This is a genomic window from Bacillus sp. JJ1764 (assembly GCF_036962145.1).
Taxonomy (GTDB): Bacteria; Bacillota; Bacilli; order Bacillales; family Cytobacillaceae; genus Neobacillus.
This window is the reverse complement of record NZ_JBALNY010000003.1, coordinates 1-12,818: the sequence shown is the minus strand read 5'-3', so window position 1 is coordinate 12,818 and position 12,818 is coordinate 1. Positions and strand designations below refer to the sequence as shown.

Here is a 12,818-nt window from a genome sequence, read left to right as displayed (position 1 = left end):
CTATCTTCCCTTTTTACTGGGGCTGACCTTTTTGGGACAATAGCATCCATCAAAATCAAAGCCGCTGCACCCATGCAGCGGCTCAAAATTAGTCTTCTTTCGGAAACCACAAAGTAATGCTGGTTCCATTATTTATACGGCTTTTAACGTTGATCATCCCTTTATGGGCATCCATTAGCGCCTTGACGATTGAAAGGCCGATGCCAATGCCGCCGGTCTTCCGATCGCGGGATTTGTCGCCGCGGTAGAAGCGTTCGAAAATATGAGGGATATCATTTTCGGCCATGCCGGAGCCTTCGTCTTGTATGCTGAATCCAACATAGCCATCCATTTCTGTGGTCACTGAAATCGTAACATTTCTTCCTTCAGGCGTATATTTCAGGGCGTTATTTAACACGTTGGATAAAATTTGCATGAGGCGATCCTTATCCGCTTTAAATAATTCCTCCTGGTCAGGCTCCACAATATGAAGCTCAACACCCTTTTCTTTGAACAATGGCAAAAACATTTCCCAAAGGGCAGCCAATACACTCCCGGCTTCCACTTCGATTTTTTCAAGCTTGATTTGTGGATTTTCGGCGGCAAGTAATTTTTCCATTTCATTAACAAATCGAACCAACCGCATGAGCTCTTCATGGCATACCTGGAGTCTTTGTGGAGTTGGCTCCCATATACCGTCCTGGAAAGCCTCGATTTGACTTCTTAAGGTGGCAAGCGGCGTGCGCAGTTCATGTGCCAAGTCTCCGGTAAACTGTTTCCGAAGCATTTCTTCCTTCGACAATGATTCGGCAAGGTTATTAAAAGAAATCGCCAACTGCTTGACTTCCTCTGGCAATCCCCTTAACGGAATTCTTATATTTAGGTTATGCTGCTGCAATTCATTGGCGGCAAATGATACCTTTTTCAGCCCGGAGGTTAATTTTTTCGAAAAAAGCATGCTAAAAATAATGGCCAATATAATTGTCAAACAAACGGCGGCATAAATGTATAGCTGAATAGTCTGTATAAATTTGTACTCATCATCAATGAGGCCTACAGGATAAATAGCAACAAGCTGCCCAATAACAGCACCATCAACTTTGAGCGTGTACTTTTTCGAGTGCCACTCCTCACCATCCGGCTCAGGTTCAGCCAGACCTAAACTGTTTAACATGCTACGAATGTTGGAGGAATCCATCTGAAGCTGCCCATAACGGTCATAGAGCTGAAAATAGAGCTGGTCACTCATGGCGTTCTCATGGAGCATTGCGTATACTGGGTCCCTGGTGAAGTGACCATTTGCGCGATAATCCTTTTCAATTTCCGTGATGACTCGATCGACCTTTTTTTCACGATTTCGGTCTAAATAACTGTTAAAGCTTTCTTCAAAACCATACTGGATAAAAAAGCTAACAATAAAGATCCCGATCATCGAGATCAGGATTAGATAAAACAGGATTTTAGACCGCAGGGTTTGCAGCATCGATTACCCCTCCAAATTTGTAGCCCATTCCAAATACGGTCATGATAAACTCAGGTTGGCGGGAATCGAGCTCGATTTTTTTTCGGAGGTTTTTAATATGGGTATCGACACTTCGTTCATAGCCTTCATAGTACATGCCTTCATCCTGGATTTTTTCAAGTAAATCCATTCGGCTGTATACGCGGCCGGGGTTCATTGCCATATTGGTTAACAGCTTATACTCGATGGGAGTAAGAGTAATTTCTTGGCCTTTTACCATGACGGCTTTTTTCTCTAGATCGATTGCTAACTTTTGGTTGTTGAATTCGAGTCGTTCTACCTTCTCTGTTTTCTTGACTCGTCGTAAAATGGCTTGTACTCGAACAACTACTTCACGCGGGCTGAATGGTTTTGTTAAATAGTCATCCGCGCCCATAACAATTCCATTAATCCGGTCGTCTTCAGCAGATTTTGCTGTTAACATGAAGATCGGAACATCTGACTCTTTTCTGACCAAACGGCATACTTCTTCACCGGAAATGTCTGGCAGCATAAGGTCTAGTATAATTAAATCAGGGTTGATTGTTTTCACTTTTTTTAAGGCGTCGATTCCATTATCTGCACTGTGAATTTCATAGCCTTCTCTTACCAAATAAGCTTCGAGAACTTCTATAATTCTACGTTCATCGTCAACTAGAAGTATTTTCATGTAAACCACTCCCCATAATCCTACTATAGCATGGATGGTCTGTGATTTTTATAACTTCACAAATTCACCATAACTTCTTCATAACATCTTCAATCTTTTTCACTATGATAAAGGTGTAGTTGGGAGAGACGAAACGTTAGGATCCCCAAATGACTTCTGTTTCGCCTCTTTGATGCAGTTTATGGCCAGCAGCCATCTTACTCATCCCAAATAACCTCTCTTATTAAATGAACAGGTGCCCCGATATCGGAGCACCATTTTTTTTGCAAAAGAAAAATCCTTACCATATGCGATAAGGATTTTTCTTTGATGATTATACTTCTTTCTTTATTACTTCTTCTGTCAGTTGTTCAATGCTTCTTTTCACATTGGATTTGCCTGAATAGTTCTCAATGAGTTCTTTTACGTCAATGCCGCTTGATGCTTTCAAGGTTTCTTGAAGGCTGGCCATCAAATTAGTGGCATAGCTGGTGATTTTGTTGGCTCCGCCGTTTTCTCCGGAGCCACCGCCAGTATCGACAACGGTGATTTTATCAATATTGGAAAGTGGTGCAGCCACTTGCTTCGCATATTCTGGAAGCATTTTGACAACCATATCGAGAATCGCAGCCTGACCAAATTGTTCGAAGGCTTCGGCGATTTTTTCCTTCGCTTCTGCTTCTGCCAAACCTTTCATCCGGATAACTTCGGCTTCGGAGAGACCTTGTGCCTTTTGGGCTTCCGCTTTGGCAAGACCATCGATGCGCACGCGTTCTGCCTCCGCTTTTGCCATTGCTTCGATCCGGTATTTATTGGCTTCCGCTTCAGCCATTTGCTTAGCTTTTTCCGCAGCAGCCTGCTGTTCAACTGAGTAACGGTCTGCGTCTGCTTTCTTCTTTACTTCAGAATCATATTGCTTTTCACGGCGGAGAATTTCTTTTTCTTCCAATTCGATTTGTTTTTGTCTCTCGATGATCTTAACTTGCATTTCTTGTTCGGTAACATCTTGCTTTGCCTTTGCACTTTCCAAATCATAAGCCATATCGGCGCGGGCCTTGGCAATATCTTGCTCGCGACGGAACTCTGCAATTTTCAATTGATTGACTTTTTCTGCCTCGGCAATTTCAGTTGCGCGCTCCAATTCAGAACGCTTTGCTTCTTTAGCAGCTTCCGCCTTTTTAATCCTTGTTTCCTTTTCAGCATCGGCTGTAGCAATATCGGCGTCCCGCTTCACTTGGGCAATTCGCGGTTTACCGAGGGCATCCAAGTAGCCGTTTTTGTCACGAACGTCTTTAATCGTGAACGATACAATTACTAACCCCATTTTTGCCAAATCCTGTGATGCCACACGCTGGACTTCTTGGGAGAATTTATCACGATTTTTATAGATTTCTTCTACTGTCATCGAGCCGAGAATCGAACGCTAATGACCTTCTAGTACTTCTCGTGCCTCATTTTCTCGTTCTTCTTTTGGCTTACCAAGGTACTGTTCAGCCGCAGTGGCAATTTCACTAATCGAACCGCCAATTTTAATAATCGATACTCCATCAGCCATTACCGGTACACCCTGCTCGGTATACACTTCTGGTGTAGTTACTTCCAGTTTACTTGATAATAGACTAAGTGGCTTTGCCTGTTGGAATACCGGTAAAATAAAACTACCGCCACCGCGAATAATTTTAATTTTATTTCCAGCTTCATCTACATGTACATTTCTATTTCCTAAAAAACTACCCGTTACAATTAGCGCCTCGTCCGGCCCAGCCGTTTTATATTTGGTAATAAAGACACCAATTAACGCTAGGATAATCAGGACAACAATTCCCACTACGATCCATACAAATCCAAATTCCATCAGCTAAAATACCTCCTATATCTATCTATAAAACTTAAAAATGAAACACCATGTGATTAAAGATAGCTTTCTAATTCTCGATGAACAGTTACCTCGAAGACACCATTCTTAACTTGGACAACGAGTACTTCAGCTCCATTTGGAATTTGGTCGCCATCGAAACTACGAGCTGGTTTGGCAATTCGGCCGCTGGCACTGTCAATCATGACTTCACCAAAGCCATCGGCAGGTATTGCCGTAATCACCGCGCCAATTCGCCCTCTTAAATCGGATTCTTTATAAACCAAAGATTCCTCTGCAGAAGACAACGGCACCAAAACAAATACATTTAATAACGTAACAACTATAAAGCTAAGTACGGCTGATATTCCAAAAATCAGCCCATAGTTTAAGTCAGATAGCCGTTCAAACAAATAACCGCTTGCAGAAAGAATCGTGACAAAGGCAAAGACCAACACTGGATTTAAAAAGTGCAGCCCATCACCACCGCTAAAATGAAATACATCCGCAAACAGGACATAAATGACCGTTAACACCCCGGAAATAATTAGTCCATATAGGTAAATCGTTGCTAAAGGTATACCAAATGGCTCCATCCTCATCCATCCTTCCCCGATTGGTGTATGTATGGTAATACGAATGAAAAATGGTAAAGTTTCACTTTAAAAAATTTCAGTTATATGGATATTTTACCACCGAACAGTCGAATTTTGGTGGGATCCATAAAAAAAATGCCACAGCCTTTACGCTGCAGCACCTTATTGAATCATATTCAAAAACTTTCGGGTTCGTTCTTCTTTAGGATTCGTGAAGATTTCTTCTGGTTTGTTTCGTTCGACAACCACACCGCCATCCATGAAAATAACTTCATCTGCGGCTTCCCTAGCGAATCGCATTTCATGTGTGACAACAATCATTGTCATTCCCTCTTGGGCCAGATCCTTCATGACTTTTAAAACTTCCCCGACCAGTTCAGGATCAAGTGCAGATGTCGGTTCATCAAACAGCATAACCTCTGGATCCATCGCTAAAGCACGGGCTATTCCTACTCGCTGCTGTTGGCCTCCGGATAACTGAGCAGGGTAAAATTCCTTTTTGTCGCCTAAACCAACTTTTTCTAGCAGAGCCTTTGATTTTTTCCGAGCGGATTCCTTACTTTCCCCTTTCACAATAACCGGGCCTTCCATGACGTTTTCCAGTGCGGTTTTATGGGGAAATAGATTATAGTTTTGAAACACCATTCCGGTTAAACGGCGGAAGGAAGCAATATTTTTTTTGGAAACAGTCTTTGAAAAATCAAGGTCCTGACCATCAATGGAAAGGACACCTTTCGTCGGTGTCTCTAGCACATTTAAACAGCGAAGCATTGTGGTTTTCCCGGATCCAGAAGGTCCAATCACGACGACTACTTTCCCTTTTTCCACGGTGAGGTCAATCCCTTTTAACACTTCTAATTGACCGAATTGCTTATATAAACCTTTAATTGAAATCATGGTAAAACTCCTTCATTAAGACGCATAACGGTCCAGTCTCTTTTCCAAGAATCCTTGAATAATGGAAAGGAAAAAGCAAATGACCCAATAGATGAGGGCAGCTTCCGTATACACCAATAAGAATTCATAGTTCGCCGCGGTAATTTCCTGAGCCCTTCGGAACATCTCTGTAACCAGTACGACGGATGCAAGCGAAGTATCTTTGACAAGACTGATAAATGAATTAGATAAGGGCGGAATCGATACTTTTGTAGCTTGCGGCAGGATAATTCTTCGTAATGTTTGTGAATAGGTCATCCCAATGGAATAACCTGCCTCCCATTGACCTTTAGGAATTGAAATGATCGCAGCACGAATAATTTCAGAGCCATAAGCACCAACACTTAGCGAGAAGCCAATGACAGCAGAAATAAACGGATCAAGAATAATTCCGATGTTCGGGAGTCCATAAAAAATGATAAATAATTGCACTAATAATGGTGTTCCGCGAATTGCGGAAACATAGACTCTGGCAATGATTTGAAGAATTTTAATAGAAGAAATTCGTGCTAATGCTGTCAAAACGGCAAGAATGATTCCAAAAATAAACGAAATAATGGTTAACGGAATCGTATTCATAATAGCACCCTCCAGCAAAGGCTGGAGGGAGTTCTTGGCAATTTCTAATTTTTTAGGGTCAAGAAAGACACTATTTAAGTACATCTTTACCAAACCATTTCTCAGAGATTTTTGTGTAGGTACCGTCAGCAATCATATCCTTTAATGCTTTATTAACAGCATCTACAAGAGTGTTGCTATTTTTTCTGAACATAAAACCGCTTTGTGAAGCATCATCTGAAGTAGCCACAATTTTAATCGGTGCATCTGGCTTATGTTTTGTATAATCTAAAAAAGCAATGTTGTCATTGATGTGTACATCTACTCGTTTTTGTGCCAGTAATTCAACGGCTTGCTGGAAGCCTTCTACTCCGACAAGATTGGCGCCGTATTTCTTCGCCATATCACCATAATTACTTGTCAATGATTGAGCAGCATTCAAACCTTTAATATCTTCAAAAGATTTTACTTTATTGTTATCCTTCGCTGTGATTAAGACAGCCGTTGAAGTGATATACGGATCAGAGAAATCATATTTTTCCTGACGGTCAGGACGAATTCCTACCTGATTGGCAATCATGTCAAAGCGCTTGGCATCAAGCCCAGCAAACATGGCATCCCATTGTGTTTCTTTGAAATCTGCTTTTACTCCTAAACGTTTCGCGATCTCTTTTGCAAGTTCCACGTCAAAACCGGTTAATTTCCCTTTATCATCATGGTAACTGAACGGAGAATATGTACCTTCTGTACCAATTGTCAACTTGCCGTCAGCTTTTACTTTCTTTAAAACATCTTCACTTGAAGCAGTTTGCTTATTATCTGACTTTTTAGTGTCAGTCGTTTTATTATCATTTTGCCCACAGGCTGATAAAACTACCATAAAGCTTAGTAACAAGGCAAAAATAACTGATAATTTCTTCATCCTCTAAACACCCCTAATTCTGATTAATTTACTTGGATTTCATTATCATAGTATAAGTTTTGATTTCTGTAAAGCAAAATCTCCCGGTAAGTTGAAGTTATTTTTCCCTAATGTAAAAAATAAAAACCCGTCAGCAACTGACAGGTTAAAAAAAGTTTACAGTTTTCCTGATTTCCTGATGGATCTCTACTTCTAACTGATCAGATACTTCAGGTGTTTTTACTAAATAAATCCCCCTTAAAATAAAGTAAAATCCCACGGCCTTAAACAAATGGCCAGAGAAGTTATCAAAGTCAAACACACTTTGATAGATCGTAAAGATTAAGTCCGTTAATAGCAGTAATACTAGTGCAAGGGCAATCGATAATTTTGCCTCAGATTTTTTAATATAGTATTGATAGAGGACAACGATTAAAGAAATAAATTGAATGAAACTGACAAAGTATTCAAAGCTATTTTTTAAAAGGGTTGTTCCTTCACCCTCTACCACTAGCAATGGCAGTTTATCTTCAAAATAAAAGATGACCGATGCAATGACGATGGTCATCACCGCACTCAATAGTAGAACGCCTGAACGGTAATCTCGCTTTACCTTTCGTTCCTTCACCACTAAAAGAAACAGAATCAACATAGATTGAAGCACTCGTGCCGACACCCAAAACCACGTTGCTTTGGCTACCGAACTTTCCGTAATAAAATAAGGCATTCCCTTAAAAGTTAAGGTGTGGAGCAAGTCCAATGTACCCACTAGGAAAAAGGTAAATGAAAGCAGCAGCATTCGATTTGAGTGTGTTTCCGTAAAATTTTTATATCCATAAAAGAAAATCGTAGCCGAAATCGAAATGCTAAAAGACTCCAGCAAAGTATGAAAACCAACGGAGTTTTTCGGATTATAAATGACACTAATCTCTTGTTGAAATAAATGGATACTCATGAGAAAAACGATTGCCAAAGTGGAGTATACGAGGAATTTCCCTTCGGTTAAGCCTGATTTCACGCCACAACCTCCTTTCATCAGATTTTATGAATAATATTATAGATGGGAAGGTCGCGTTTAAGGAATCTAATTTCAAAACATTTGTGAATATTTAAACAGTGCTCTTTCCCTACTCTTATTATAGAAGTTGTTCTGCCAGTATACCCCTGTTGATTTTGACTATTTAAAGGATAATTTTTGAATAAAAAAAGACTGCCAGCGTGGCTGACAACCTTTCATCTTAGTTCCACCAATCATCAAACATGGTGGCAGGTAACTTTCGTTTGTGTTCTGTGGCAATGTAGCGTTTCTCGACTTTCTCGGCTACTTCCGCTGAAACTTGCTTTCCTTCCAAATAATCGTCCAATTCATCATATGTAATGCCCAGCTCAGTCTCATCCGCTTGCCCCGGCTTTTGATCGAGTAAATCAGCTGTTGGGGTCTTCAAATATAGACGTTCATCAGCTCCAAGCTCTTGTAGCAAAGCTTTACCTTGGCGCTTTGTAAGCCCGGTAAGAGGGAGAATATCAGCTCCTCCGTCGCCGTATTTCGTGAAAAACCCAGTTACAGCTTCTGCTGCATGATCCGTTCCTATAACCAAAAGTCCTTCCATTCCTCCAATCGCGTATTGCGCGATCATCCTCATTCGTGCTTTAACATTACCTTTTTGATAATCACTTAGCATTTGACTTTGTTCTGACGAATTAAATTCCGTTTCAACCTCATCTACCGCAGTTTTAATATTAAAAACTGCTTCTCGATCAGCACGAATGAAAGCTAATGAACGTTGGGCATCCTCTTCATCCTGCTGCACACCGTAGGGAAGACGAACTGCGATAAATAAAGCATCTGTCCCTTCCTTTCGTAGCTCTTCTACAGCTAATTGTGCCAAGCGGCCTGCTAATGTTGAATCTTGACCACCACTGATCCCTAATACATAACCCTTTGCCTTCGTTTTTAGCAGGTAATTTTTTAAAAACTCAACCCGTTTGCAGATTTCATCCTTAGGCTGGACGACAGGAGAAACATGTAAGTCTCTCATGATTTGTGCTTGTAAGCTCATTATCATAGTACCTCCTATTTTCTGTTACACTATAGGTAATTGCATGGATAATAGTAATGTACCACAATCCATGCTTTTTCACTAAATTGGAGGTTGAAAGAATGGAAGCAAAAACGTGCAATGAATCAAGAGTAGTTCGAACGAGCCGAATATTCCCTAATGATGTTAACAACCATAACACCTTGTTTGGCGGAAAATTAATGAGTGACATCGATATGATTGCCTCCATCTCCGCAACAAGGCACTGCCGGAGAGAGTGCGTTACGGCATCAACTGATTCTGTAGATTTTCTCAGTCCGATTACCCCGAAGGATTCAGTTTGCCTAGAGTCCTTTATCACCTGGACCGGAACTTCTTCCATGGAGGTCTTCGTCAAGGTGATCGCTGAAAAGTTATTAACTGGGGAACGTAAAATTGCCGCTACTGCCTTTTTAACTTTTGTCGCTTTGGATGAAAATGGGAAACCCGCTAAAGTTCCCAAAATTGTTCCTGAAACTGAGGAGGAAAAGAAACTTTTTGAAACAGGGAAGGAACGTGCCGAAAAACGCAAATTGCACCGGCAAAGCAGTAAAGATTTGGCGAGTTATTTTACAACGCAAAAGCCATGGGAATAAGTATTGCGGGAGCCGTGCTTGCCTTTAGGTGGAGAGCAGAGCGATGGGGCTGGAGCTTGACAATAAAAACAATTGGACTAGATACGTTTCGTCTAGTCCAATTTCTGCAAAACTCTTCGGTCAGGAGCATGAGGAGGCTTTTGCATCCAACCTCGCTCCACCATAATCTTAAAACCTTTTGCCGCATATAAGAGAATCTCGGCAATATATTTTTGATATTCTGCCACCAGGTCTGTTCGCATCGATAAAGATAACGCATGGCCAAGTAGAGTAATATCAACACTGTTTAATGAATGAAACAAAGTAACCACCAGTCTGTCGGAAAATGGCGACTGGGTTGATTCTGTCACCTCCATACTCGTGGAAACATTCCCCAACAATTCCTCCCTCATTAAAGCATCATTAAAAGTCGTAATCTGTTTTTCTGAAATTTTCTTACCTTCCTCTATATAATTATGAATTTCGTTATCCTTCACAACCTGGAGTAACCCCACGCATAGGAGGATCGAGAAATAGTTGCGTTCTGTATTAAAAAAGATTTCCGTAATTTCCGCTGCATTCAATGGTCGCTTTTTTCCAAAGCCGCTGATATAGCTCTTTTTTTCAACATACTCAATACGATCTGGATAGGGAATCATCGGCGGTCTGTCATATAAACCCTTTTCGAGCATCATTGCCGTTGAATCCTTATATAATTGTGTTGTATCTAGGACCATTCTAGTAAATAACTCAAGCACATCCTTACGTGCAACGCTTGCAGTAATAAAGCTGTTATTGATCATGGATAAACGGGACATGGCATACACAAAGCTCAATCCAAATAGGTCATAGAATAATGGCGGCGCAGTTAAATCAAGATCCTTCTCAGTGAAACCCTCTGGGAGCGGAATGTTTTCTTTGAATAAAATACTTGAAATTTGGTCTATATTCCTGTCTGAAATTTTGAATGCTTGGTTTAGGATTACCTTTACATCCTCATCCTTATTATGATGCAGAAAATAAGTCAGCAGGCACAACGTCATACTTTCTTGCAGATAAACGGCCCATAAACCGCCAATTTCTGAACTGGACAACCTGATGCTGCGCTCTTCCATACCTATGCCTCCTTCATCAATACTTCTATTTCTGATTAATAAAATTAGATTTCCAATTTAATCGAAATATTATTCTTTACCATGAGGTCTATTATTTTGAGATGGCTGCTCCATGTGTTTGCCCCATGACATGACCCCATCCTCCTCATCAATTTCGATGGTGACATCGACAACACCATTTTCTGCGAGAATCTTTTCCTCCAGTCGATCCTTTATATCGTCAGCCGCCGCTACTGTCATTCTCGGATCCACTTCAATTTCCAGCTCTACATGCAAATCTTCACCTTCTTTAATAACGGTAATCCCTTGAATATCCTTTACATCGGGGTCAGCCATCACCATCGTTCCAATTTTTTGCTCCATTTCTTCATCAGCCTGACCAATCACCCCAGCTGCATTTTCCAAAAATACCTTGCCCACGACAAAAAGCATCATCAGTCCAATTACCATAGAGACGATCCCTTCAAGCTGATGAATACCTGTATAATGGGCAATCGCCACAGCAAGGATTGCCAGTAACCCTCCCAATGTTGCGACCAGGTCTTCCATAAACACCAGCTTTGTTGCAGGTTTGGCACGTCCTAAATAGGCAAAACTCTTTACAAATACACTGGGACCGCTTAAATCTATACCGATTTCATGCAGAACTTCCTTCATCGCTTTATAAAGAACAAACATTTCTAGAATCGTGGCGATAGCTAATACCACGATGTTGATGTAGAAGCCTCCACCCCCTGTAGGATGAAGAATATGATGATAGCCCTCCTTTATGGTTTCAAAGGCCATGATTCCGACAATTAACACTGCACCTAAAAGGACCAAATTGACAAGCCTGCCAAACCCATTAGGATACTTTTCAGTAGGAGCCTTTTTGCTTAAAGCAGATCCAACGAATACAAAAAATTGATTCGCTGCATCACCCAAGCTGTGCATCGTACTGCAAACATGGCAACATTCCCTGTGAACACATACGCAACACCTTTAATAACCGCTATAACTGTATTCACGATTGCCGCAAGCATAGCAGATTTACTTCCTCGTTTTAGAAGCTGCAGTAATTCGCCCATCTAATCCTCCTATCTCTTACTAACATTCAGTTAATCTTAATATTTTCTAATAAAGGGGTTTTCATTTCAGTTTGTTTTTTCAAAAAATGCTCGATACTGATGGTAAAATAGGGAAAAAGGGACAAGAGGTACAATATGACACTTATTGAGATCATGACCAAACTGGAAGAATTGGGGACGGAGCAGACTAGAAAAACATTTATGAATCATGGCGCAAAGGGAGCGCTATTTGGAGTAAAGGTCGGTGATTTAAAAAAGCTAGTAAAGCATGTGAAAAAGGATCAAGAACTAGCACTTGCTCTATTTGAAACGGGTAATCATGACGCCATGTATTTAGCAGGATTATCTGTCAATCCAAAACTTATGAATAAAGAAACACTTCAGAATTGGGTCAAACAGGCTAACTGGTACATGCTGGCTGAGTATACTGTTGCCAGCGTGACTGCTGAAAGCCCTTTTGCCTTGGAGTTGGCTCGTGAATGGATGAAATCAGAGGAAGAGATGATTGCAGTTTCCGGTTGGAGCACCTACTCAAACTATTTATCGATAACGCCTGATGAACAGTTGGATATAGCAGAAATACAACAGTTACTGCATCAGGTTGAAGCAACCATCCATGAAGAAAAAAATCGCGTCCGTTATGTGATGAATATCTTTGTTATTTGTGTAGGTACTTATGTGATGGAGTTGCACGCGGAGGCAAAAAGAGTCGCTTCTGCCATAGGCAAGGTCCATGTCGATATCGGGCGAACCGCTTGTAAAGTCCCTTTAGCTACTGATTACATAAAAAAAATCGAGGATCGGGACAAAATCGGAGTAAAACGGAAGACTTGCATTTGCTAGTGGTGATTGTGTCCTTGAGAGTCTGGCTCAAGGACACTTTTATTGTGATAGATGGGATCTTGTTTTCATTAGAAGTTAGAAAGACAATTTAACCGGCCTTTCTACCAGCTTTGGCCTTCATATATCTCATGATTGACACTTCAACCAGCTTTTCTATTAGCTTTG

The 12,818-nt window shown here is 40.9% G+C and carries 11 protein-coding genes and 2 pseudogenes; 2 read left to right on the top strand and 11 right to left on the bottom strand.

The features are described 5' to 3' along the window. Positions 1-88: 88 nt before the first annotated feature. From V7083_RS00490 to nadE, 9 genes and pseudogenes are all read right to left on the bottom strand, one after another. Positions 89-1,462, bottom strand: a complete 1,374-nt coding sequence (locus V7083_RS00490) for a HAMP domain-containing sensor histidine kinase (protein WP_335474237.1) — start codon at positions 1,460-1,462, stop codon at positions 89-91. Beyond that, on the bottom strand, positions 1,440-2,150 hold the full coding sequence (locus V7083_RS00485) for a response regulator transcription factor (protein ID WP_335474235.1): 711 nt from the start codon (positions 2,148-2,150) through the stop codon (positions 1,440-1,442). Before V7083_RS00485 ends, V7083_RS00490 begins: the two co-directional genes overlap by 23 nt. Before the next feature lie 313 nt (positions 2,151-2,463). Then, positions 2,464-3,984, bottom strand: a pseudogene (locus V7083_RS00480) (SPFH domain-containing protein). Positions 3,985-4,040: 56 nt separating this feature from the next. Then, a complete protein-coding gene (locus V7083_RS00475; protein WP_335474232.1) occupies positions 4,041-4,580 on the bottom strand; it encodes an NfeD family protein in 540 nt (179 codons plus the stop codon). Positions 4,581-4,742: 162 nt separating this feature from the next. After that, the gene (locus tag V7083_RS00470; RefSeq protein WP_335474230.1) at positions 4,743-5,477 is read right to left on the bottom strand and encodes an amino acid ABC transporter ATP-binding protein; all 735 of its coding nucleotides are present in this window, start codon (positions 5,475-5,477) and stop codon (positions 4,743-4,745) included. Positions 5,478-5,492: 15 nt separating this feature from the next. Further along, the gene (locus tag V7083_RS00465) at positions 5,493-6,179 is read right to left on the bottom strand and encodes an amino acid ABC transporter permease (RefSeq protein ID WP_335474228.1); all 687 of its coding nucleotides are present in this window, start codon (positions 6,177-6,179) and stop codon (positions 5,493-5,495) included. After that, a complete protein-coding gene (locus V7083_RS00460; RefSeq protein ID WP_335474227.1) occupies positions 6,166-6,996 on the bottom strand; it encodes an amino acid ABC transporter substrate-binding protein in 831 nt (276 codons plus the stop codon). Before V7083_RS00460 ends, V7083_RS00465 begins: the two co-directional genes overlap by 14 nt. 145 nt (positions 6,997-7,141) lie before the next feature. Beyond that, on the bottom strand, positions 7,142-7,993 hold the full coding sequence (locus tag V7083_RS00455; RefSeq protein WP_335474225.1) for an MASE3 domain-containing protein: 852 nt from the start codon (positions 7,991-7,993) through the stop codon (positions 7,142-7,144). Between the two features lie 220 nt (positions 7,994-8,213). Continuing rightward, positions 8,214-9,035 carry an ammonia-dependent NAD(+) synthetase gene (gene nadE / locus V7083_RS00450; RefSeq protein WP_335474223.1) on the bottom strand — a complete coding sequence of 274 codons (822 nt, stop codon included), beginning with the start codon at positions 9,033-9,035 and terminating at the stop codon, positions 8,214-8,216. Positions 9,036-9,136: 101 nt separating this feature from the next. Here nadE and V7083_RS00445 point away from each other — a divergent pair, with 101 nt between their 5' ends. Further along, on the top strand, positions 9,137-9,649 hold the full coding sequence (locus tag V7083_RS00445; protein WP_335474221.1) for an acyl-CoA thioesterase: 513 nt from the start codon (positions 9,137-9,139) through the stop codon (positions 9,647-9,649). Between the two features lie 92 nt (positions 9,650-9,741). On the opposite strand, the gene V7083_RS00440 is transcribed toward V7083_RS00445, so the two are convergent. Together V7083_RS00440 and V7083_RS00435 are read right to left on the bottom strand one after the other, a co-directional pair. Continuing rightward, the gene (locus V7083_RS00440; RefSeq protein ID WP_335474219.1) at positions 9,742-10,743 is read right to left on the bottom strand and encodes a DUF3231 family protein; all 1,002 of its coding nucleotides are present in this window, start codon (positions 10,741-10,743) and stop codon (positions 9,742-9,744) included. 69 nt (positions 10,744-10,812) lie between these two features. Beyond that, positions 10,813-11,810, bottom strand: a pseudogene (locus V7083_RS00435) (cation diffusion facilitator family transporter). A gap of 135 nt (positions 11,811-11,945) precedes the next feature. Here V7083_RS00435 and V7083_RS00430 point away from each other — a divergent pair. Next, positions 11,946-12,653 (top strand): DNA alkylation repair protein, encoded by a 708-nt coding sequence (locus V7083_RS00430; protein ID WP_335474218.1) that lies wholly within the window; start codon positions 11,946-11,948, stop codon positions 12,651-12,653. Positions 12,654-12,818: the final 165 nt, after the last annotated feature.

What these genes read in the sequence shown, in the direction of transcription:
- V7083_RS00490 (WP_335474237.1), bottom strand. Translation starts at nt 1,462, where the DNA reads ATGCTGCAAACCCTGCGGTCTAAAATCCTGTTTTATCTAATCCTGATC.
- V7083_RS00485 (WP_335474235.1), bottom strand. Translation starts at nt 2,150, where the DNA reads ATGAAAATACTTCTAGTTGACGATGAACGTAGAATTATAGAAGTTCTC.
- V7083_RS00475 (WP_335474232.1), bottom strand. Translation starts at nt 4,580, where the DNA reads ATGGAGCCATTTGGTATACCTTTAGCAACGATTTACCTATATGGACTA.
- V7083_RS00470 (WP_335474230.1), bottom strand. Translation starts at nt 5,477, where the DNA reads ATGATTTCAATTAAAGGTTTATATAAGCAATTCGGTCAATTAGAAGTG.
- V7083_RS00465 (WP_335474228.1), bottom strand. Translation starts at nt 6,179, where the DNA reads ATGTACTTAAATAGTGTCTTTCTTGACCCTAAAAAATTAGAAATTGCC.
- V7083_RS00460 (WP_335474227.1), bottom strand. Translation starts at nt 6,996, where the DNA reads ATGAAGAAATTATCAGTTATTTTTGCCTTGTTACTAAGCTTTATGGTA.
- nadE (WP_335474223.1), bottom strand. Translation starts at nt 9,035, where the DNA reads ATGAGCTTACAAGCACAAATCATGAGAGACTTACATGTTTCTCCTGTC.
- V7083_RS00445 (WP_335474221.1), top strand. Translation starts at nt 9,137, where the DNA reads ATGGAAGCAAAAACGTGCAATGAATCAAGAGTAGTTCGAACGAGCCGA.
- V7083_RS00440 (WP_335474219.1), bottom strand. Translation starts at nt 10,743, where the DNA reads ATGGAAGAGCGCAGCATCAGGTTGTCCAGTTCAGAAATTGGCGGTTTA.
- V7083_RS00430 (WP_335474218.1), top strand. Translation starts at nt 11,946, where the DNA reads ATGACACTTATTGAGATCATGACCAAACTGGAAGAATTGGGGACGGAG.